Genomic DNA, 20967 nt, shown 5'->3' on the forward strand with positions numbered 1-20967 from the left:
ATGGCAGAGCAATCTTTTGACGTGGTGATCATCGGCTCCGGCCCCGGCGGTTATATCGCAGCTGTGCGGGCGAGCCAGCTCGGCCTCAAAACGGCGATCGTGGAGCGGGATAAGCTCGGCGGCATCTGCCTCAATTGGGGCTGCATTCCGACGAAGGCGCTGCTCCGCTCCGCCGAAGTTTATATGTTGATGGAGCAAGCCGAGGAGTTCGGCCTTTCGGCGGAAAAGATTGGCTTTGACGGCAAGAAGATTGTCGAGCGCAGCCGCAAGGTCGCGGACAAGCTTTCAAACGGCATCCAGTTTCTAATGAAGAAGAACAAGGTGACCGTCATCGAGGGCACGGCGAAGCTTGCCGGTAAGGGCACCGTCGAGATCGAACGTGACGGTAAAACCGAAAAGATCAATGCCAAAAACATTATCCTTGCCACCGGCGCCCGCGCGCGGGAGCTGAAGGGCATGGAGGCGGACGGCGAACTGATCTGGACCTATAAACACGCCTTGACGCCGAAAGAGATGCCGAAATCGCTGCTGGTGATCGGCTCCGGCGCCATCGGCATGGAGTTCGCGAGCTTCTACCGCAGCTTCGGCGCGGACGTGACGGTGGTGGAAGTGCTGGACCGCATCCTGCCTGTGGAAGACGAAGAAATTTCTAAACAGGCCGAACGCGCGTTCAAGAAGCGCGGCATCAAAATCATCACCGGCGGGCAAGTGCAGAAGCTCGACAAGGGCAAAGACAATGTCACCGCCCATGTGAAGACAAAGAAGGGCACGGAAGAAATCACCGTGGACCGCGTCATCAGCGCCGTTGGCATCACCGGCAATGTGGAAAATCTCGGCCTCGAGGATATGGGCATCAAGATCGAGAAAGGCCATGTGGTGGTGGACAAATGGTGCGAGACGGACGCCAAGGGCATCTATGCCATCGGCGATCTCGTCGGTGCGCCCTGGCTTGCGCATAAAGCCAGCCATGAAGGCGTGCTCGCGGCTGAGCGCATCGCGGGCGTGAAGGACGCGCACCCTCTCGATGTGACAAAAGTGCCGGGCTGCACCTATTCCCATCCGCAATTGGCAAGCGTGGGCCTGACGGAAGCGAAGGCGAAGGAAGCGGGCTACAAGGTCAAGGTCGGGCGTGCACCTTTTCAGGCAAACGGTAAAGCCATTGCGCTGGGCGAGACGGACGGCTTCATAAAGACCGTTTTCGATGAAAAAACCGGGGAGCTTCTGGGCGCCCATATGATCGGCCCGGAAGTGACCGAGCTCATTCAGGGCTATGTGGTGGCCCGCCAGCTCGAGACGACGGAAGCCGATTTGATGGCGGCTATTTTCCCGCACCCGACTTTGAGCGAACATATGCACGAATCGGTGCTGGACGCTTTCGGCCGGCCGCTCAATTTCTGATGGGACTTCCATGCTCGATCTTCTTACCGATCCTCAGGCCTGGGCAAGCCTTCTCACGCTCACCGTGCTTGAAGTGGTGCTCGGCATCGACAATCTGATTTTTCTGTCGATCCTCGCCGCCCGCGCGCCGGAACATCAGCGTGAGAAAATCAGAAAGATCGGGCTTGCCGGCGCGCTGCTGATGCGCCTGGCGCTGCTCTTTTCCATCGCCTGGATGGCGAGTTTGACGACGGTGCTGTTTGAAGTCTTCGATCTTGGCATTTCCTGGCGGGACATCGTGCTTCTCGGCGGCGGGCTCTTTCTCCTCGCCAAAGGCACGACGGAAATTCACCACATGCTTGAAGGGGCGGATGAAGGCCCGAAAGCGAAAGCCGGCACGACCATGGTTGCGGCCATCGTGCAGATCATGCTGCTCGACGTGGTCTTCTCGCTCGACAGCGTTATCACCGCCGTGGGTATCGCCGAGCATCTGGAGGTCATGGTGCTCGCCATCGTTATTGCCATGGCGGTCATGCTGTTTGCGGCAAAGCCGGTCGGCGATTTCGTGCTGGCGCATCCGACGGTGAAGATGCTGGCGCTCGCCTTCCTGCTGCTCGTCGGCGTCTCGCTGATGGCGGACGGCCTGCATTTCCACATTCCGCGCGGTTATATCTACGCAGCGATTGCCTTCTCCATCACGGTGGAAAGCCTCAATCTTTGGATGGCGGCCCGGCGCAAACGGCGTTTAGCCGCTGCGGGAAATAAGGCATGAGCATCGCACCCAAAAATGTCGTGATGGTGCTGCTCGATAGTTTGAACCGGCACATGCTCGGCTGTTATGGCGGCGACGAGTTTAAAACGCCGAATATCGACCGGCTTGCGGCCCGGGCACAGCGTTTCACCAATCATTACACGGGCTCGCTGCCCTGCATGCCCGCGCGGCACGATATTCTTTGCGGCACCTGGGATTTTCTCTGGAAACCCTGGGGCTCCATCGAGTTATGGGAAGACGCCATTACCTACCGGCTGCGGGAGGCCGGTGTGACCTCGCAGCTGATTTCCGATCACCCGCATCTTTTTGAAACGGGCGGCGAGAATTATCACGTCGATTTCAGCGCCTGGGACTATCAGCGCGGTCATGAAGGCGACCCATGGAAAACGGTGGGCGATCCCAGCTGGGCCGGCGCGCCGGACTTCATGCGCAAGCATCCGATGCCCTATGACAATTCACGCGGCTGGTTCCGCGGCGAAGAGGATTTTCCCGGCCCGCGCACCATGGCCGCCGCTGCCCGCTGGTTGAAAGAAAACGCAGGCCGTCACGAGCGCTTCTTTCTTTTTGTGGACGAGTTCGACCCGCATGAACCGTTCGATACGCCCGAACCTTACGCCTCCATGTACGACCCGGACTGGGAAGGCCCGCATCTGATCTGGCCGCCTTACGTGGAAGGGGGCGTCGCCAAAGGGGTGATCGACGAACGTCAGGCCAGGCAGCTGCGCGCGTCCTATGGCGGCAAGCTGACCATGATCGACCACTGGCTCGGCAAGGTAATGGCGGCAATGGAAGAGCAGGGGCTGTGGGAAGACACGCTTTTCATCCTCTGCACCGACCATGGGCATTATCTTGGTGAGCGGGATATCTGGGGCAAGCCGGGCGTGCCGATCTATCAGACGCTCGGCCATATTCCGCTATTGATGGCGGGAGCGGGGCTTGAGGCGGGCGCCTGCGATGCGTTGACGACGAGTGTCGATCTCTTTGCTACGCTTGCGGAGATATTCGGTGTCGAAGAGAAGCTGCGCCAGCCGAGCCATGGGCGCTCGCTCTTGCCGCTGCTGGAGGGAGCAAGCGACAAGGTGCGCGATTGGCTGCTGACCGGCGTTTGGGGCCGGGAAGTGCATCTCATCGACGGTAGCCACAAATATGCCCGTGCGCCGGAAGGAGAGAATGCCCCGCTCTGCATGATGTCCAACCGCTGGTCCACCATGCCGACGCATTTCCTGACCCGCGAGCAGGAACTGCCGCTGCCGGACGAGCGGGCGGTGCTCGGCCGGATGCCCGGCAGCACGGTGCCGGTGCTGCGCCAGGTCTGGGAGGTGCAAGATCACATTCCTTATTGGGCCTATGCGAAATTCAAAGGAAATTTCCTATATGATCTTAAGAGCGACCCCGCCGAGAAAGAAAATCTGGCGGGCGGCGCGAAAGAACGTGATATGGCGGAAAAGCTGCGAATGGCTCTTCAGTCCATTGAAGCGCCGCAAGAGCAGTTTATCCGGCTTGGGCTGCAATAAGCGGGCGGCTCTTGCCAAAAGCAGGGGCGCGGCTTATCCCTCGCCCCTAAGACAGGTCCCTGAGATATGGCTCCCGAGGAGACCAGAATGGTAACGGTACTCGACACGGTTAAAGGCGAACGGCCCCGGCACCCGGAAAAGGTGAACCGGCCGGATACACCTGTCCTGCGCAAACCGAAATGGATCCGCGTCAAGGCGCCGGGATCGCCCGTCTATACCGAGACCAAGAAGATCGTCCGCGATCATGGCCTTGTAACCGTGTGCGAGGAAGCGGGCTGCCCGAATATCGGCGAATGCTGGTCGAAGAAACACGCCACCATGATGATCATGGGCGAAGCCTGCACCCGCGCCTGCGCGTTCTGCAACGTGGCGACGGGCCTGCCGAAACCGCTCGATCCTGAAGAACCGGAGAATGTCGCCCGCGCGGTTGAGAAGCTCGGCCTGAAACATGTGGTGATCACTTCGGTCGACCGGGACGATCTCGCCGATGGCGGCGCGCAGCATTTCGTCGATGTGATCGGCGCGATCCGCGCCCGCGCGCCCGGCACCACGATCGAAATCCTGACACCTGACTTCCTGCGCAAGGAAGGGGCGATCGAGAAAGTGGCCGAGGCAAAGCCGGATGTTTTCAATCACAATCTGGAAACCGTGCCACGGCTTTATCCGTCCATCCGCCCCGGCGCACGCTATTTCCATTCGCTGCGCCTCTTGCAACGGGTAAAGGAAGTCGATCCCACGATCTTCACGAAGTCGGGGCTCATGGCAGGGCTTGGTGAAAGCCGCGAGGAAATTCTGCAGGTCATGGACGACATGCGCTCGGCGGATATCGACTTTCTGACCATCGGCCAGTATTTGCAGCCGACGCGCAAACACGCCGCCGTCGACCGCTTCGTAACGCCGGAAGAATTTGCTTCTTATGAGCGGATCGCGCGCACGAAAGGCTTCCTGCTCGTCTCTTCAAGTCCGCTGACGCGTTCTTCCTATCATGCGGATGAGGATTTCGTCCGCCTGCGCGAAGCGCGGGAAGCCTCGCTCAGCAAACAGCGCTGATTTCCATGCCATCCCATAAAGAAACGCGTCACGTTCCATTTTCCGCCGGCGACATGTTCGCGCTGGTCGCTGCCGTGGACAAGTATCCCGAGTTTCTGCCCTGGTGCCAGGGCGCGCGGGTGCGCTCGCGCGAGATCGCAGGGGACAAGGAAATTCTCCTCGCCGATCTGCTCATCGCGTACAAAATGTTCCGTGAACGGTTTACGAGCCGGGTGACGGCGGACAAGGCGGCGATGACGGTGGATGCCGATTACGTCAAAGGCCCGTTCCATCACCTCGACAATCATTGGCATTTCGAGCCTGCGGAAAACGGCTGCTTCGTCCATTTCTCGGTGGATTTCGAATTCAAGAGCCGCACGCTCGAAGCACTGATCGCCGGTGTCTTCGCCAAGGCCGTGGACCGCATGGTGGAGGCCTTTATCGAGCGGGCCTATGTGCTCTACGGCGAAACGGCGAATTAGATAATCCGTTCAGTTCGCCCCTAGCTGGCGGCGCACGAGATGAAGCGCTGCTTCCAGCGTTGCCATGCGCACTTCCCCGCGCCCGATATCTCCGAAGCGGTGCATCTCATGCATCATGTTCTGCCCCCGCCGCGCGCAGGCAATATGCACAAGGCCGATGGGTTTCATCGGTGTGCCGCCGCCTGGCCCTGCAATGCCTGTGACGGAGACGGAGATATCGGCTTTGGAATGGTTGAGCGCGCCTTCGGCCATGGCGCGGGCGACGGGCTCGCTCACCGCGCCGAAATCGGCCAGCATGTCACCGGGCACGCCCAGAAGATCGCGCTTGGCATCGTTGGAATAAGTCACGAAGCCGCGCTCGACGACGGAGGAAGACCCGGCAATTTCCGTCAGGAGGCCGGCGATCAATCCGCCGGTGCAGGATTCCGCCGTCGCCAGCATGAGTTTCCGCTCCCCGCAATCGGCCAGCACCAGTTCGGCCAGATGAATATGTTTGGGCAGAAAAACCATGTCGTGCTCGCTTAGAACAGAAAATGAGTGGCCAGGGCCATGGCGGCCATGCCGTAAAGACCGGCAAGAATGTCATCCATCATGATGCCGGTGCCCCCGTCAAGGGTGCGGTCCGCCCAGCTGACGGGCCAGGGCTTTAAAATGTCGAAGAACCGGAAAAGCGCGAAAGCGGCAAGCCAGCCAAGCGGGGTGAGCGGGGCAAGCGCCAGCACCATCCATTGACCCGCCACTTCATCGATGACGACGGCGCCGGGATCATCCGCGCCGATTTCTTTTGAATAGATGCCGCTCGCCCAAATACCGATGGGAAGAAGCAGCGCCGCGGCACCAAGCAGAAGGAGCGGGGACAGCCCGAGCCAATAGACAGGCAGCGCGAATAGCAGTGCGGCGACGGAGCCCATCGTGCCCGGCGCGATTGGGGAAAGACCGGCGCCGAACCAGGTAGCAAGCAGGAAGGCGATTTGCTTCCTCATGAGAACTCTTCCGCAGGCAGACGGATGGTGGCCAGCGCCTGCGCCGCAATGCCTTCTTGGCGGCCCGTAAAACCGAGCCCTTCCGTCGTTGTTGCCTTGACGGAGATGCGGTGCAGCGGCACGTCCAGAATTTCGGCAAGGCGGGCGCGCATGGCTTCACGGTGCGGGCCGATTTTCGGGCGCTCGCAAATCAGCGTCACATCGAGATGAAGCAGCGCGCCGCCGCGTGCCCGCATTAGCTTTGCGGCGTGGGAGAGAAAAAGATGAGAGGCCGCGCCCTTCCATTGCGGATCACTGGGCGGGAAGTGGCTGCCGATATCTCCATCGCCCAGCGCGCCCAAAAGCGCGTCGGTTGCCGCATGCAGGCCGACATCGGCATCGGAATGACCGGCAAGGCTCTGGCTATGGGGCACGGCAATGCCGCAGAGCATGACCTCACTGCCCTCCGCAAAGCGGTGAACGTCATAACCGGAACCCGTCCGTGTTTCCATGTGTGCCGCCAAATAGGTTTCCGCGCGGGCGAAGTCTTCCGCCTGCGTTACTTTGAAATTGGTCTCCGAACCGTCGACGAGACGCACGTTAAGCCCCGCGGCGCTCGCAAGCGCGACATCGTCGCTCATGTCGCTGCCTTCTGCTGCGCGGTGCGCGGCCAGAATATCGGCAAAGCGAAAGCCTTGCGGGGTCTGCGCGCGCCAGAGCCCCTCGCGCGGCACCGTCGCTCCGCAAAAGCCGTTTTCGCCCCGGCGCAGCGTATCGGTAACGGCAAGGGCGGGCAGGGCGCCGGGCGCGTCTTCCAGCGCATCCAGTACGCGGGAGATGAGGTCCGCACTAATGAAGGGGCGCGCCCCGTCATGAATAAGCACCTGCTGCGGGGCGGGGGAGAGCGCCGCCAGCGCTTCCAGCCCGGCGAGGACCGAGGCCTGCCGGGTCGCGCCGCCTGGAACCGGCGGTAAAAGGCCGGGCAAGCCGTCTGCCGCTTCTTCATAAAGCGCGCGGTCATCGCCATGTATCACAACTTGGATGTGTGAAATGGCCGGATGGGCGGCAAAACGCGCCAAGGTGTGATAAAGCAGCGGCCTGCCACCAATGGGGCAATATTGCTTGGGAAGAGGCCCGCCCGCCCGGGTGCCCCGGCCGGCGGCCACGATGAGGGCTGCTGCGGTCATGGCATTCCTTTCCCATGGCAGCCCCCACTTGGCAAGAGGCTTGGAGGGGCGGATCTATAAGGGCTATAGCCCGCAGAAACCCTTGCCAGCTGGGGAAAAGCCCCGTACATTGCATAATAGATAGGCAGTTGATTGATATGCCCAAAAAAGCGGCCCCATCCATGCGTATTCAGATCGGCCCCGTTGAGGCCCGCAATTCAGTCTTCCTCGCGCCCATGTCCGGCGTCACCGATTTGCCTTACCGGCGGCTCGCCGAGCGGCTGGGGGCCGGGCTCGTCGTCTCCGAAATGGTGGCAAGCGAGGAGCTGGTGCGGGCGCGGCCCGATGTGGTGCGCCGCGCGGCGGGCGAGGGGCTGGAGGGCCCGCTCGTCATTCAGCTTGCCGGGCGGGAAGCGGAATGGATGGCCAAGGGCGCGGCGCTTGCCGAAGCGGCCGGTGCCGACATTATCGACATCAATATGGGCTGCCCCTCCAAACAGGTGACAACGGGCCTTTCCGGTTCCGCTCTGATGCGCGATCTCGATCATGCCCAGCAGCTTATCGAAGCTGTGGTGGGCGCGGTCCGCGTGCCGGTGACGCTGAAAATGCGTCTTGGCTGGGATGAAAACTCGCTGAATGCGCCCGAGCTTGCCCGGCGCGCGGAAGCGGCAGGCGTGCAGCTTGTGACCGTGCATGGGCGCACCCGCTGCCAGTTTTATAAAGGCAATGCTGATTGGGCGGCGATCCGCCCGGTGAAAGAGGCGGTCTCCATTCCGCTCATCGCCAATGGCGATATTTTGAGCCTTGAGGATGCCGCGCGCTGCCTCGAGCTTTCCGGCGCCGACGGCGTGATGATCGGGCGCGGGGCGAATGGGCGGCCCTGGCTTCTCTCCCAGGTTGCCGAATTCCTCGAAACGGGCGGCGCGCCCGCCGAACCTTCCCTTGCCGAGCAATGGGAGATGGTGCGCACGCAATATGAAGACACGCTCACCCTTTACGGTACGGCACTCGGCAACCGCATCGCCCGCAAACACCTTGCCTGGTATCTCGACGAGCTGGCGGCGAAAGCCGGTACTGAGAGCGGGGCTATCAAGGCCGCGGTGCTGCGGGAAAACGAGCCGGAAAAAGTTATCGCGGCGCTGGAGCGGCATTACGCGAATGAAATGGAAAGGCTGGCTGCATGAACGTGAAAACGGCGGCAAGACCCGGCAAGGGATGGCCGGGAGCGGGGGGCGCGGGTCCTGAAAGCATTTTGAACGCGCTGCCTCATCCGGTTCTCGTCGTCGCAGCCGATGGCAAATGCCGCTACACGAACGATGCGGCGCAGCAGTTTTTCCAATCTTCCGATGCGGTGCTCACCCGCCGCCCGCTTTCCGAATTCGTGCCCTTTGGCAGCCCGCTTCTCACCCTGATCGATCAGGTGATGGACAACGCGGCCTCGGTCAATGAATACGGGGTCGATCTGGCCTCGCCGCGCTTCGGAGAAAAATCCGTCGATATTCAAGTCACGCCGATCAGCGAGACGGATGAAGGCGAGCGGCAGGTGCTCGTCATCCTGCAAGAGCGCACCATGGCGCATAAGATGGACCGCCAGCTCACCCATCGCGGCGCGGCGCGCTCCGTCGTCGGCATGGCGGCGGTTCTGGCCCATGAGATCAAGAACCCGCTGTCGGGTATTCGCGGCGCGGCTCAGCTTTTGGAGCTGACGGCGGAACCGGACGAGCGCACGCTCACCACGCTGATTTGCGATGAGGTGGACCGCATCCGCCAGCTTGTGGACCGGATGGAGATTTTCTCCGACGAGCGGCCCGTGCCGCGCGAGGCGGTGAACATTCACGCCGTGCTCGGCTATGTGCGCCAGCTTGCCGAGAAAGGCTTTGCCCGCAATCTTAAGATCACTGAGGAGTACGACCCCTCGCTGCCGCCGGTGCTGGGGGACAGGAACCAGCTCGTGCAGGTCTTCCTCAATCTCGTGAAAAACGCAGCCGAGGCGATCGGCGCGCAGGACGGCGAAATCATTCTGACGACCGCTTACCGGCCCGGCGTGCGCATTTCCGTTCCCGGCACGAAGGAGCGCGTCGGCCTGCCGCTTGAGATTTGCGTCATCGATAATGGTCCTGGCGTTTCCGAAGACATCAAGGCGCATCTCTTCGATCCCTTCGTGACGACGAAGTCTTCCGGGACGGGCCTTGGCCTGGCGCTGGTCGCAAAAATCGTCGGCGATCATGGCGGGATCATCGAATGCGACAGCGGCCCGCGCCGCACGGTTTTCCGCGTGCTGCTCCCCATGCATTCAGGCCCCGCGCCCGAAGACAAAGCCGCACCTGCCCCCCAGTTCGAGCTCAACCGATAAGAGGTCCCCATGCCCAGCGGAACAATTCTCATTGCCGATGACGATACCGCGATACGCACCGTGCTCAGCCAGGCGCTGGGCCGTGTGGGCTATGATGTGCGCGCGACGAGCAATGCCGCGACGCTCTGGCGCTGGGCAAGCCAGGGAGAAGGGGATCTTATCGTCACGGATGTGGTGATGCCGGATGAAAACGCCTTCGACATGATCCCGCGCATCAAGCGGGCGCGGCCCGATTTGCCGATCGTCGTGATGAGCGCGCAGAACACGCTGATGACGGCGATCACCGCGGCCGAGCGCGGGGCCTATGAATATCTGCCCAAGCCCTTCGATCTCAACGAGCTGATCCGCGTCGTCGACCGGGCGATGTCTGAGCCCAAAGAATCCGCGCTCCCGCGCGCCAAATCCGAAGATGAAGACAAGATGCCGCTGATCGGCCGCTCGGCGGCGATGCAGGAAATCTACCGCGTGCTGGCGCGGCTCATGCAGACCGATCTGACGGTGATGATTTCCGGGGAAAGCGGTACGGGCAAGGAGCTTGTCGCCCGCGCGCTGCACGATTACGGCAAGCGGCGCCATGGGCCTTTCGTTGCCATCAACATGGCCGCCATTCCGCGCGAGTTGATCGAGAGCGAGCTGTTCGGCCATGAGAAAGGCGCTTTCACCGGCGCCAGCCAGCGCAATGCGGGCCGTTTCGAGCAGGCCGAAGGGGGCACGCTTTTCCTCGATGAGATCGGCGACATGCCGATGGAGGCGCAGACCCGGCTTTTGCGCGTGCTGCAGGAAGGCGAATACACGACCGTGGGCGGGCGCACCTCGATCAAGACGGATGTGCGGATCGTTGCCGCGACAAACCGCGATTTGCGCCAGCTCATCAATCAGGGGCTTTTCCGCGAAGACCTGTATTACCGCCTGAACGTAGTGCCGATCCGCCTGCCGCCGCTGCGCGAGCGGGCCGAAGACATTCCCGATCTCGTGCGCCATTTCCTCAAGCAGGGCGAAGCGCAGGGCCTGCCGCACAAGACCATCGACGCCGAAGGCATGGAATATCTCAAGCGCTACCGCTGGCCGGGCAATGTGCGCGAGCTGGAAAATCTGGTGCGCCGTCTTGCCGCTCTTTATACGGAAGAAACCATCGGCTCGCAGGTCATCGAAATGGAGCTGGCCGAACCGTCCGTCGGGCCGGCCGTGGAAATCGAGCTCGGCGAGGAAACCTTGAGTTCGGCGGTCGAGCGAATCATCGGGCGGGAATTTGCCAAATTCGGGGGCGACCTGCCGCCCGCCGGTCTTTACGAGCGTATCCTGCGGGATGTGGAGCGCCCTCTTTTGTCGCTGTCTCTTGCCGCAACCAAGGGGAACCAGATCAAGGCGGCGCATCTTCTCGGCATTAACCGTAATACACTGCGCAAGAAGATCCGCGAGCTCGACGTGCATGTCATGCGGGGGCTCGGATGACGCCGGCCCGCGCCCTGTGGGTTAAGACCCCACAAAGCCTCTGATGTAAACTTGCAACATTGTTGTTGATGTGTACCTTCCCAAGGGTCAGAATATGGCCAATCCGGCCTCAGCCGTGACCGGTAGAGCACACTTGCCATTGGGGGGTAGGAGAGCTTGGCAGTCCGGTTTCGGGGGGCATGAGTTGGGAGCAGGACAGATAGACTATGTCGGCGACTGATCGGCTCACCGGTATCCGCTGGGATCGACGGGTTTTCAGTTTCATCCAGCGGCGCAATATCTCGGCAATTCTGGCTGTCGCCATTGTCGTTGCCGGGGTGTTTCTGGGCTCTTTCACCTATCTGATCCTGACGGGCGCCACTCCCTTCACGCCGGATGACGGCGTGGTCCTGATCCTGCTGATTCTCAATCTCGCGGTCGTTCTGACCCTCTGCGCGTTGATTTTCTGGCGCGTCGGGCGGATCATTCTGGCAAGGCGCAGCGGGATTGCCGGGGCGAAGCTCCATGCGCGCCTGGTGACGATGTTCTCCGTCGTTGCTGTGATGCCCGCCATTATTGTTGCGGTCTTCGCCACGGTCACGCTTAACCGCGGGCTCGACATCTGGTTCGGCGAGCGCACGCGGGAAATCATTGGCAATTCGCTGGAAGTGGCCGAAAGCTATCTGGAAGAACACAGCCAGGTGCTGCGCTCCGAAGTCACCTTGATGGCGAACGACCTGAGCCGCGAAGCCACGTCGATTTCGACGAGCCCGCAGCGCTTTCAAAAGCTGCTCGCCACGCAGGCGGCGCTCCGCGCCCTCAATGCGGCCTATATCATCTCACGGGACGGGAAAATTCTCTCCCGCGCCACCGCAAGCGTCGCCCCCTCTTTGAACCTGCCGACGGATGAACAGTTCGAGCAGGCAGAAGAAGGGCAGGTCGTGCTCTTTACCGTGCGCGACGGCAACCAGATCCGCGCGCTTTTGGAATTGCCGGGCGTCAACGGCGCCTATCTCTATGCGGCCCGTTTTATCGATTCCCGCGTCCTCGACCATTTGACGCGCACGCAGGCCGCAGTGAGCGAATATAAAAGCCTGCAGGGCCGCCAGAAGGGCGTGCAGGTGACCTTCGCCCTGATCTATATCGCCGTAGCTCTTGTCGTGCTGCTCGCTGCCATCTGGCTCGGCCTTTGGGCGGCGAACCGCATCGTCGAACCCCTGGGCCGTCTGATGGGCGCTGCCGAGCGGGTGCGCACCGGCGATCTTTCCACCCGCGTGGAAGAGGCGGGGGATGATGATGAGATCGACCGGCTTTCGCGCGCCTTCAACCGCATGACCTCGCAGATCGAGGAACAGCGCAACGATCTTATTTCTGCAAACCACGAGATGGATGAGCGCCGCCGCTTTACCGAAGCGGTGCTGGCCGGTGTGAGCGCCGGTGTGATCGGGCTTGATGCGGAAGGGCGCATCAATCACGCCAACAGGGCCGCTCAGCGCTTTCTCGGCGGCTCTTTCGAGGCATTTTACGGCAAGCCGCTGGTCGAAGTTCTGCCCGCCATGGCGCAGGTCGTGGCGGCGGCCTCCGGCGCGAAAAAGAAATCCGCGCAGGAACAGCTTTCTCTTTCCGTCAGCGGTCAGGACCGCACGCTCAATGTGCGTGTGGCGGGCGAACTGTCGGGCGATGATATCGAAGGCTATGTCATTACGTTCGATGACATTACCGAGCTCGTGCTGGCGCAGCGCAACGCCGCCTGGGCGGATGTCGCGCGCCGCATCGCCCATGAGATCAAGAACCCGCTGACCCCTATCCAGCTTTCTGCCGAGCGGCTGCGCCGCAAATATGCCAAGGAAATCACCTCCGACCCCGATGTCTTCGAGCAATGCACGGAAACCATCGTGCGCCAGGTGAACGACATCGGCCGGATGGTGGATGAGTTTTCGTCGTTCGCGCGCATGCCGACCGCCGTTATGCGGGAAACGGATCTCGGCGAAGTGGTACGCCAATCGGTGTTCCTGCAGCGTGTCGCGCATACGGAAATTCAATATGAGTTCGAGCCGCCGGCCGAAACCGTGGTGGTGGAAGCCGATGGCCGGCTTATCAGCCAGGCGCTCACGAATATTCTGAAGAACGCATTCGAGGCGGTGCGTGCGCGCCATGAGCAGGAAACGGGACGCAGCGATGTGGAACCGGGAGAAAAAGTCGGCACGATTTCGGCCAGCGTCACACTTGCCGGTCAGGAAGCGGTCGTCACGATTACCGATAACGGTTGCGGTTTGCCGAAGGAAAGCCGCCAGCGTCTGACGGAGCCTTATGTCACGACGCGCGAAAAAGGAACGGGGCTCGGCCTTGCCATTGTCAAAAAGGTCATGGAAGACCATAACGGGGTTTTGGAAATGAAGGACGCGCCGGAAGGTGCGGACGGCAAGACGGGTGCGCAGGTCATGCTGCGCTTTCCTTTGCCATCTCATGGCCAGCGCCCGGGTCTGGTGTCAAACGTTGGGGAGAGCCGCGCAGCAGATGAAGACGCGCGGGTTTTGACGACAGAGGAGAAAGAGGCCGCACATGGCGTCTGATATTCTGATAGTTGATGACGAAGCCGACATCCGGGAACTCATTTCCGGTATTCTGGCCGATGAGGGGTATGACACACGCACGGCCCGGTGCAGCGACAGCGCGCTGGCATCCATCGAAGAGCGTGTACCGACACTCGTTGTGCTCGATATTTGGCTGCAGGGCAGCCGTCTCGATGGGCTCGAACTGCTCGAGCTTTTGCAGGAGCGGTTCCCGAACCTGCCGGTGATCATCATTTCCGGCCACGGCAATGTCGAAACGGCGGTCAGCGCCATCAAGATCGGCGCCTATGACTATATCGAAAAGCCGTTCAAGGCCGACCGGCTCATTCTCGTCGTGCGCCGGGCGATCGAGGCCTTCCGGCTGCGCCGCGAAAACGAAGAACTGAAGATCAAGGCAGGCGTCGATAGCCAGATGATCGGCGCTTCGAGTGCCATGGTGCAGGTGCGCCAGACCATCGAGAAAGTGGCGCCGACGGGCAGCCGCGTGATGATCACGGGTCCTGCAGGCTCGGGCAAGGAAGTGGCTGCCCGGCTGCTGCACGCCCAGTCGCGCCGCGCGGCAAATCCCTTTGTCGTTATCAATGCCGCTTCCATGTCGCCGGACCGGGTCGAAGAAGAGCTTTTCGGCACGGAAGAGGGCAGCGACGGCCCGCGCAAGGTCGGTGTTTTCGAGCAGGCTCATGGCGGGACACTCTTCCTCGATGAAGTGGCCGATATGCCGGTTGAGACTCAGGGTAAGATTTTGCGCGTGCTGGTGGATCAGACATTCACCCGCGTCGGCGGCGCGGCGAAGGTCAGCGTCGATGTGCGCGTCGTCTCCTCCTCGAGCAAGGATCTGCGCAAAGAGATTGCCGATGGGCATTTCCGCGAAGACCTTTTCCACCGGCTGAATGTGGTGCCGATCACCATTCCGCCGATCGCCCAGCGCCGGGACGACATTCCCTCTCTCGTGAACCATTTCATCGAGCAGATTGCCCGCTCCACGGGCCTGCCGCGCCGGCGTATCTCGGACGATGCCATGGCCGCGCTTCAGGCCCATGATTGGCCGGGAAATGTGCGCCAGCTGCGCAACAATATCGAACGGGTGATGATCCTCACATCCGGCGGGCCGGATACGCTCATTTCCGCGGATATGCTGCCGTCGGAGGTGAGCAATTCCTCTTCAGTGAATATGAACGGGTCGGGCGGCGAACACATCATGGCCATGTCGCTGCGCGAGGCGCGGGAAACATTCGAGCGGGAATATCTGATGGCGCAGATCAGCCGGTTCGGCGGAAACATCTCGCGTACGGCGGCATTTATTGGTATGGAGCGCTCGGCGCTGCACAGGAAGCTCAAGTCGCTTGGCGTTTCAGCGCCGACACGCATGGACATGACACAATAAGGTTGCGCTCCGGCGTATGAGGTCTTTCTTATGAAAGTCATTATTTGCGGTGCAGGCCAAGTCGGCTTCGGCATTGCCAAGCAGCTTGCTGCTGAAAAAAACGACGTCACTGTCGTCGACCAGTCGCCCAATCTCGTTCAGTCGATCAGTGACAGCCTGGATGTGCGCGCCATTGTGGGCCACGGCGCGCATCCGGATGTGCTGGACCGGGCAGGCGCGCGCGATGCCGATATGCTCATCGCCGTGACGTTCCATGACGAAGTGAACATGGTTGCCTGCCAGGTGGCGCATTCCGTTTTTAACGTGCCGACCAAGATCGCCCGTATCCGTGCGCAAAGCTATTTGCAGCCGGTCTGGCAGGATCTTTTCGCGCGCGATCACATGCCCATCGACGTGATCATTTCGCCGGAGCTGGAAGTCGGGCGCACGGTGCTGCGCCGTCTGGCCATGCCCGGCGCTTTCGAGACAGTGGATTTTGCCGAAGGGCGCGTCAATGTCGTAGGCATCAACATCGAAGACGATTGCCCCATCGTCAACACACCCCTCAAACAGCTGACCGAGCTTTTCCCTGACCTGCGTGCGCGTGTCGTTGGTATCGTGCGCAACGGCTCGCTTTTCGTGCCGCACCGGGACGATCAGATGCTGGTGGGGGACGAAGTTTATCTTGCCTCCGATGCCCGCGACGTCAAACGCTCGCTTGCCATTTTCGGTCATGAGGAAAAACAGGCCCGCAAGGTGCTGATCGTCGGCGGCGGCAATATCGGTCTTTATGTGGCCCGTCAATTGGAGAAAAAAGAATCCGGCGTACGCGTCAAAGTGGTCGAGCGGGACCGCCAGCGCGCCGTCTATGCCGCCGACCATTTGAAACGCACGATCGTGCTGAATGGTGACGGGCTCGATCCGCAATTGCTGCGGGAGGCGGGCATTGGCGATACCGAAACCATCGTCACGCTCACCAATGACGATCAGGCCAATATTCTGACCTGCGTACTGGCGAAGCGGGAAGGCTGCAGCCGGGCAATGAGCCTCATCAACAACCGCACCTATTCGCCTCTGATGCGCTCGCTCGGTATCGACGCCTTCCTCAATCCGCGCGCCACCACGGTCTCGCATGTGCTGCAGCATGTGCGCCGGGGCCGTATCCGCGGGCTGCATTCGGTGCATGACGGGGCGGCCGAAGTGATCGAGGCCGAGGCGCTGGAAACCTCGCCGCTGGTCGGTAAGCCCCTGCGTGACGTGCAACTGCCCGACGGTATTCTCATCGGCGCCATCGTGCGCGGTAAGGAAATCGTCATTCCGCGCGGGGATACGGAGGTGGCGGCGAAAGACCGCGTGATTATTTTTGCCCGTGCGGATCAGGTTCCGACTGTGGAGCAGATGTTCCGGGTCAGCCTGGAATTCTTCTGACGCGCAATGGTTTATTCCAACATCCTGCATGCGCTGGGCTGGCTGATCCTCGTGATCGCCGTCGCCATGGTCGTGCCGCTCATTTTCGCCTTCGGCACGGCGGATGCCAAAGCCTTCTCCGCGTTCAGTCTTAGTTTTCTCTTCACGCTCTTTTCAGGCGGGGCGCTCATCATGGCGTTCCGCGATACGGGCGCGTCCCTGACGAAGCGCGATCTTCTGCCTTTCGTGGCGGCGGGATGGACCGTGATGTCCTTCTTCGGGGCCTTGCCGTTTTTCACCATCCATCCGGATGCGAGTTTTACCGGCGCGGTGTTCGAATCCGTTTCCGGCATCACGACGACGGGCGCCACGGTGTTCGAGACGCTGGATGATAAATCCCGCGCGCTTATTCTCTGGCGCGCCCTTCTGCAATGGCTGGGCGGCTGGGGGAGTGTATTTCTCGGTGCGGCGGTTTTTGCCTCGTTCGGCATTGGCGGCATGTCGCTGCGCCTCTCCCCCCTGACGCGGGGGGAGACGACCAATCCCTTGCAGCGCCTGCGCTCGACGGCAACCGAAATCGGGCGGATTTATACGACACTCACCCTGGTCGGGCTGCTGGTTGTCTGGGCAAGCGGGGTTCCCGCCTTCGATGCGATCTGTCTGACCCTGTCCGCCGTTTCGACCGGCGGCTTTGTACCCACCGATGCGGGGCTTTCGGCTTATGAGGGGATTGCGCCGAAATTCTGGTTAATGGTGCTCATGTGCCTTGGCGCAATCAGCTTTGCCACCCACCGCCAGGTGGTGCGCACGGGCCTGCGCGCCGTGCGGGAAGACCCGGAGGTACTCTATTTCTTCAACCTGGTGCTCGCGGCAAGCCTCGTCATCTGGTTCGTGACGCTCATCGCCGCGCCGGGGCACGGGGATATCTTCTCGACGCTTTTCGCCGTCATCTCACTCGTCTCCACCACCGGCTGGCTTCCCCATGAAGCGGCCTGGATCGAGCGCACCTCGCCGGTGCTGCTTCTCGGCCTGGCGGTGATCGGGGGGAGCACGCTTTCCACCGCAGGCGGGCTCAAGCTGCTGCGTGCCGGGCTTCTCGTCAAGCAGAGCGGCAAAGAGTTGCAGCGCCTCGTTTATCCGCACGGCATCATCCAAAGCCGGTTCGGCGATAGGACCTTCGGCATTCAGCTCATGAAAAGCGTCTGGGCCTTTTTCGTGGTTTTCGTCACGGCGCTGGGGTTCGGCGGCATTGTCTTCGCCGCCATGGGCATCGATATGGAGCCGGCCTTTGCCGCCGCGCTTTCACTGCTTGCCAATGTCGGCCCGGCCTACGATATGGCCCGGCTGGCGGGCATGGACGGGCCGAGCATTCATGACTTTTCCACTCTCGCCAAATGGTGGGGCATCATTATCATGCTGGCAGGCCGGCTTGAGCTCGTGCTCGTGCTGGCGTTGACGAACCGCGCATTCTGGCGCGGCTGATTTTAGAAGGACACCATGCCCCGCACCGCTTATGTCAATGGACGCTATGTGCCGCATGCCAGAGCCAGCGTTCATATTGAAGACCGCGGCTACCAGTTCGCCGACGGCGTTTATGAAGTGGCGGGACTGCGCGGCGGGCTTTTCATGGATATGGGGCTGCATATGGCCCGCCTCGAGCGCTCGCTCGGCGAGCTGGACATTACCCCGCCCATGTCCATGGAGGCACTGAAGGCGGTCCTGCGCGAGACCGTGCGCCGCAACCGGCTGACCGACGGCTATGTCTATTTTCAGATCACCCGCGGCGTCGCCCCGCGCGACCACGCCTTTCCAGCACACGCACGAAGCGCATTGGTGGTGACCGCGAAGCGCATCCCGCCCGGCCGTTTCGACGCGGCGATGGAGAGCGGCATCAAAGTCATTTGCGTGCCGGACCGGCGCTGGCAGCGGCGTGATATAAAATCCATCGCGCTCCTGCCCAATATTCTTGCAAAACAGGAGGCACGCGCTGCCGGGGCTTATGAAGCCTGGCAGGTCGAGGACGGTGTCGTCACAGAAGGCTCATCCACCAATGCCTGGATCGTGACTAGGGCAAACACCCTTGTAACCCATCCGGCAGGCCCCGCCATTTTGAACGGGGTGACCCGCCAGGTCCTGCTGCAGGCGGCAAAACAGGCGGATATGAAGGTCGAGGAAAGGCCTTTTACACCGGAAGAAACCTATGAGGCGGCTGAGGCGTTCATATCTTCTTCATCGGCAGTCCTCTTGCCGGTCGTCGAAGTCGATGGCAAAAAGATCGGGCAGGGCATTCCCGGCCCGGTGGCACGAAAACTGCGTGAGCTTTACGAGGCAGTGGCCGAATTCTCGCCTTAACTTCGCCCGCATGAACCACTAAGGTGAAAGAGCGATACAAGGCGGGCGAAGCTCTTGCCTGGCAAAAACGACGCCCCACCTATTAGGCAGACCGTGCAAGAGTTCGCCTATCAATTTGAACAACCGTTCTCTCTCATTGTGGCGTTGGGGGGAAGAGCGGAAAAAATGGGTCAACCCATGTCAGACAAAACACAAAATCTGCAGGACACGTTTCTCAACAATGTCCGTAAAAATAAGATCAACCTGACCGTCTTTCTGGTAAACGGCGTCAAGCTACAGGGCGTGATTACCTGGTTCGACAATTTCTGCGTTCTGTTGCGCCGCGACGGTCACTCGCAATTGGTCTACAAGCACGCAATTTCCACCATTATGCCCGGCCAGCCCGTTCAATTGTTCGACGGGGAAGAGGGCGAGTAAGTTTCCGGTGTGAGGCCGGCTTAAGATTGACAGACCATCGTAAACTTCCGTCTTCCGGTAAGAAGGCGGCCGTCGGCGCACAGGAAAAGGCGCGCGGCCCGGCAGAATTCCAGATCGGCCCGAAAGAGCCGACCCGCGCGTTCGTCATCGTCCCCTGGTTCAAGGCGCAGAAAGATGCGCGCCGTAAGCCGGAAAACCGGCTGGAAGAAGCGGTCGGACTGGCTGCGGCTATCGATCTGGACATCGTGGGCCGGGAAGTCGTGATGATTACGCAGGCGCGCCCTGCGACCTTGATCGGTACCGGCAAGCTCGAAGAACTGGGCGAGCTTATGTCCGCGCTGCATGTCGAGCTTGTGGTGGTGGACGGCACGCTGACGCCCGGCCAGCAGCGCAATCTGGAAAAAGCCTGGAAGGTGAAGGTGCTGGACCGCACCGGCCTCATCCTTGAAATTTTCGGGGCCCGCGCCGCCACCCGTGAAGGTGCCTTGCAGGTAGAGCTTGCCCATCTAACCTATCAGAAAAGCCGGCTTGTGCGCTCCTGGACCCACCTTGAGCGCCAGCGCGGCGGCACCGGCTTTCTCGGCGGGCCGGGTGAAACCCAGATCGAGGCGGACAGGCGCGCCATTCAGGATAAGATCAACCGGCTGGAAAAGCAGCTCGACAAGGTCAAGCGTACGCGCGAGTTGCACCGCAAGGGCCGCCGGGAGGCGCCTTATCCCGTCATCGCGCTGGTGGGCTATACCAACGCAGGCAAATCCACGCTCTTCAACCGGCTGACCAAGGCGAGCGTCTTTGCCAAAGACCTGCTCTTTGCCACGCTTGACCCGACCATGCGGCTTGTCGACTTGCCAAGCGGGCGCAAGGTCGTGCTATCGGACACGGTGGGCTTCATCTCCGACCTGCCGACTCATCTCGTTGCCGCTTTCCGTGCGACACTGGAAGAAGTGCTGGAAGCGGAAATCATTCTGCATGTGCGCGATATCTCCCATGAGGAAACGGACGCTCAGCGGGCCGATGTGCTCGATGTGCTCAAAACCCTCGGCATCGAGCAGGACGGCGAGCGCCCCATTATCGAAGTGCTGAATAAAGCCGATCTGATGGAACCGGAACGGCGTGCGGCGCTGCTCAATCAGACGGACCGGCAAAAGGAAGTGACGCTGATTTCCGCGCTGACGGGAGAGGGGGTGGACCACCTGCTGGCCGACCTCGATGCGCTCCTGGCAGAACAGGCGCTGGTGGTTGAGGCGGCGCTGGGGCCGGAGGAGGCCGAGGCCTTGGCCTGGTTGCACCAGCAGGGCGTTGTGTCGGGGCAGGAAATGGATGAGGACGGCACGAACCATCTCGTGCTCAAGCTTGATGACGTGACGCTTGGCCGGTTCCGCAAACGTTTTGCCGCCACCGCAGCGCGGGTACTGACCGGCATACCCGAGCGCGAAGCGGAAGAAGGCTGAGGTTTCTGCGTGCCTAGCGGGCGAAGGTCAGTTTGCAGCAGCCCAGTTCCAGTGCATCGCGCCTCTTGTCATAGATGCCGGGCGCAAGGCTGTAGGCGATGGATTTGCCGCGCCGTTCGCTCAAAAGAAAGCCGCTCTCTTTCAAGGTTTTAAGGTGATGGGAGAGGAGATTCTGGCCGATGGCAAGGCCTGCATTGATCTCCTTCACCACCTTCGGACCGGCGGCGAGAAGCCGCAAAATGTAAAGCCGCGTCGGGTCGGCCACGAGTTTCAGGATATCGGCGCAAGCCGCCTCGGGTGTAGATACTTTCATCATCT

Annotated in this window: 19 protein-coding genes; 15 read left to right on the forward strand and 4 right to left on the reverse strand. The window is 61.2% G+C overall.

What is annotated here, in order from left to right; all coding sequences use genetic code 11:
• The 5 genes from lpdA (at window position 1) to ACOQOT_RS07090 (ending at window position 5174) form a co-directional block, all read left to right on the forward strand.
• A complete protein-coding gene (gene lpdA, locus ACOQOT_RS07070; RefSeq protein WP_420561631.1) occupies window positions 1-1398 on the forward strand; it encodes a dihydrolipoyl dehydrogenase in 1398 nt (465 codons plus the stop codon).
• Between the two features lie 10 nt (window positions 1399-1408).
• Window positions 1409-2149: a TerC family protein gene (locus ACOQOT_RS07075; RefSeq protein WP_420561632.1), complete on the forward strand. Its 741-nt coding sequence runs from the start codon at window positions 1409-1411 to the stop codon at window positions 2147-2149.
• Entirely contained in the window at window positions 2146-3663 is a 1518-nt protein-coding gene (locus ACOQOT_RS07080) for a sulfatase (RefSeq protein ID WP_420561633.1), read from the forward strand. Before ACOQOT_RS07075 ends, ACOQOT_RS07080 begins: the two co-directional genes overlap by 4 nt.
• Window positions 3664-3750: 87 nt before the next feature.
• On the forward strand, window positions 3751-4713 hold the full coding sequence (gene lipA, locus ACOQOT_RS07085; protein WP_420561634.1) for a lipoyl synthase: 963 nt from the start codon (window positions 3751-3753) through the stop codon (window positions 4711-4713).
• Window positions 4714-4718: 5 nt separating this feature from the next.
• Window positions 4719-5174: a type II toxin-antitoxin system RatA family toxin gene (locus tag ACOQOT_RS07090; RefSeq protein ID WP_420561635.1), complete on the forward strand. Its 456-nt coding sequence runs from the start codon at window positions 4719-4721 to the stop codon at window positions 5172-5174.
• A gap of 9 nt (window positions 5175-5183) precedes the next feature.
• Here ACOQOT_RS07090 and ACOQOT_RS07095 read toward each other — a convergent pair whose 3' ends face one another.
• Genes ACOQOT_RS07095 through ACOQOT_RS07105 form a run of 3 tightly spaced genes read right to left on the reverse strand, consistent with a single transcriptional unit; the run spans window position 5184 to window position 7323 of the window.
• Window positions 5184-5684, reverse strand: a complete 501-nt coding sequence (locus tag ACOQOT_RS07095) for a CinA family protein (protein ID WP_420561636.1) — start codon at window positions 5682-5684, stop codon at window positions 5184-5186.
• Between the two features lie 11 nt (window positions 5685-5695).
• Window positions 5696-6157: a phosphatidylglycerophosphatase A gene (locus ACOQOT_RS07100; protein WP_420561637.1), complete on the reverse strand. Its 462-nt coding sequence runs from the start codon at window positions 6155-6157 to the stop codon at window positions 5696-5698.
• A complete protein-coding gene (locus ACOQOT_RS07105) occupies window positions 6154-7323 on the reverse strand; it encodes a bifunctional 2-C-methyl-D-erythritol 4-phosphate cytidylyltransferase/2-C-methyl-D-erythritol 2,4-cyclodiphosphate synthase (protein WP_420561638.1) in 1170 nt (389 codons plus the stop codon). The genes ACOQOT_RS07100 and ACOQOT_RS07105 overlap by 4 nt, the downstream gene beginning before the upstream one ends.
• A 161-nt stretch (window positions 7324-7484) precedes the next feature.
• On the opposite strand from ACOQOT_RS07105, the gene dusB reads away from it, so the two are divergent.
• The 10 genes from dusB to hflX all read left to right on the forward strand — a co-directional run bounded on the left by dusB (window position 7485) and on the right by hflX (window position 20649).
• Entirely contained in the window at window positions 7485-8486 is a 1002-nt protein-coding gene (dusB, locus tag ACOQOT_RS07110; protein WP_420561639.1) for a tRNA dihydrouridine synthase DusB, read from the forward strand.
• Entirely contained in the window at window positions 8483-9655 is a 1173-nt protein-coding gene (locus ACOQOT_RS07115) for a two-component system sensor histidine kinase NtrB (protein ID WP_420561640.1), read from the forward strand. Before dusB ends, ACOQOT_RS07115 begins: the two co-directional genes overlap by 4 nt.
• A 9-nt stretch (window positions 9656-9664) precedes the next feature.
• The gene (gene ntrC, locus ACOQOT_RS07120) at window positions 9665-11107 is read left to right on the forward strand and encodes a nitrogen regulation protein NR(I) (protein WP_420561641.1); all 1443 of its coding nucleotides are present in this window, start codon (window positions 9665-9667) and stop codon (window positions 11105-11107) included.
• Between the two features lie 206 nt (window positions 11108-11313).
• Window positions 11314-13659 (forward strand): ATP-binding protein, encoded by a 2346-nt coding sequence (locus ACOQOT_RS07125; protein WP_420561642.1) that lies wholly within the window; start codon window positions 11314-11316, stop codon window positions 13657-13659.
• Window positions 13649-15043: a sigma-54-dependent transcriptional regulator gene (locus tag ACOQOT_RS07130; protein WP_420561643.1), complete on the forward strand. Its 1395-nt coding sequence runs from the start codon at window positions 13649-13651 to the stop codon at window positions 15041-15043. Before ACOQOT_RS07125 ends, ACOQOT_RS07130 begins: the two co-directional genes overlap by 11 nt.
• A gap of 30 nt (window positions 15044-15073) precedes the next feature.
• On the forward strand, window positions 15074-16450 hold the full coding sequence (gene trkA / locus ACOQOT_RS07135) for a Trk system potassium transporter TrkA (protein ID WP_420561644.1): 1377 nt from the start codon (window positions 15074-15076) through the stop codon (window positions 16448-16450).
• Window positions 16451-16456: 6 nt separating this feature from the next.
• Window positions 16457-17911, forward strand: coding sequence for a TrkH family potassium uptake protein (locus ACOQOT_RS07140; protein ID WP_420561645.1), 1455 nt, complete (start codon window positions 16457-16459; stop codon window positions 17909-17911).
• A gap of 15 nt (window positions 17912-17926) precedes the next feature.
• A complete protein-coding gene (locus tag ACOQOT_RS07145) occupies window positions 17927-18781 on the forward strand; it encodes a D-amino-acid transaminase (RefSeq protein WP_420561646.1) in 855 nt (284 codons plus the stop codon).
• Between the two features lie 177 nt (window positions 18782-18958).
• On the forward strand, window positions 18959-19198 hold the full coding sequence (gene hfq / locus ACOQOT_RS07150) for an RNA chaperone Hfq (RefSeq protein ID WP_420561647.1): 240 nt from the start codon (window positions 18959-18961) through the stop codon (window positions 19196-19198).
• Window positions 19199-19224: 26 nt separating this feature from the next.
• A complete protein-coding gene (hflX, locus tag ACOQOT_RS07155) occupies window positions 19225-20649 on the forward strand; it encodes a GTPase HflX (RefSeq protein WP_420561648.1) in 1425 nt (474 codons plus the stop codon).
• Between the two features lie 13 nt (window positions 20650-20662).
• Here hflX and ACOQOT_RS07160 read toward each other — a convergent pair whose 3' ends face one another.
• The gene (locus tag ACOQOT_RS07160) at window positions 20663-20965 is read right to left on the reverse strand and encodes an ArsR/SmtB family transcription factor (RefSeq protein WP_420561649.1); all 303 of its coding nucleotides are present in this window, start codon (window positions 20963-20965) and stop codon (window positions 20663-20665) included.
• Window positions 20966-20967 lie beyond the last annotated feature (2 nt).

Origin of the sequence: Tepidicaulis sp. (assembly GCF_965222285.1) — a bacterium.
In the GTDB taxonomy this organism is placed as follows: domain Bacteria; phylum Pseudomonadota; class Alphaproteobacteria; order Parvibaculales; family Parvibaculaceae; genus Tepidicaulis.

Coding starts and splice junctions, on each gene's coding strand:
- lpdA (WP_420561631.1), top strand. CDS start 1: ATGGCAGAGCAATCTTTTGACGTGGTGATCATCGGCTCCGGCCCCGGC.
- ACOQOT_RS07075 (WP_420561632.1), top strand. CDS start 1,409: ATGCTCGATCTTCTTACCGATCCTCAGGCCTGGGCAAGCCTTCTCACG.
- ACOQOT_RS07080 (WP_420561633.1), top strand. CDS start 2,146: ATGAGCATCGCACCCAAAAATGTCGTGATGGTGCTGCTCGATAGTTTG.
- lipA (WP_420561634.1), top strand. CDS start 3,751: ATGGTAACGGTACTCGACACGGTTAAAGGCGAACGGCCCCGGCACCCG.
- ACOQOT_RS07090 (WP_420561635.1), top strand. CDS start 4,719: ATGCCATCCCATAAAGAAACGCGTCACGTTCCATTTTCCGCCGGCGAC.
- ACOQOT_RS07095 (WP_420561636.1), bottom strand. CDS start 5,684: ATGGTTTTTCTGCCCAAACATATTCATCTGGCCGAACTGGTGCTGGCC.
- ACOQOT_RS07100 (WP_420561637.1), bottom strand. CDS start 6,157: ATGAGGAAGCAAATCGCCTTCCTGCTTGCTACCTGGTTCGGCGCCGGT.
- ACOQOT_RS07105 (WP_420561638.1), bottom strand. CDS start 7,323: ATGACCGCAGCAGCCCTCATCGTGGCCGCCGGCCGGGGCACCCGGGCG.
- dusB (WP_420561639.1), top strand. CDS start 7,485: ATGCGTATTCAGATCGGCCCCGTTGAGGCCCGCAATTCAGTCTTCCTC.
- ACOQOT_RS07115 (WP_420561640.1), top strand. CDS start 8,483: ATGAACGTGAAAACGGCGGCAAGACCCGGCAAGGGATGGCCGGGAGCG.
- ntrC (WP_420561641.1), top strand. CDS start 9,665: ATGCCCAGCGGAACAATTCTCATTGCCGATGACGATACCGCGATACGC.
- ACOQOT_RS07125 (WP_420561642.1), top strand. CDS start 11,314: ATGTCGGCGACTGATCGGCTCACCGGTATCCGCTGGGATCGACGGGTT.
- ACOQOT_RS07130 (WP_420561643.1), top strand. CDS start 13,649: ATGGCGTCTGATATTCTGATAGTTGATGACGAAGCCGACATCCGGGAA.
- trkA (WP_420561644.1), top strand. CDS start 15,074: ATGAAAGTCATTATTTGCGGTGCAGGCCAAGTCGGCTTCGGCATTGCC.
- ACOQOT_RS07140 (WP_420561645.1), top strand. CDS start 16,457: ATGGTTTATTCCAACATCCTGCATGCGCTGGGCTGGCTGATCCTCGTG.
- ACOQOT_RS07145 (WP_420561646.1), top strand. CDS start 17,927: ATGCCCCGCACCGCTTATGTCAATGGACGCTATGTGCCGCATGCCAGA.
- hfq (WP_420561647.1), top strand. CDS start 18,959: ATGTCAGACAAAACACAAAATCTGCAGGACACGTTTCTCAACAATGTC.
- ACOQOT_RS07160 (WP_420561649.1), bottom strand. CDS start 20,965: ATGATGAAAGTATCTACACCCGAGGCGGCTTGCGCCGATATCCTGAAA.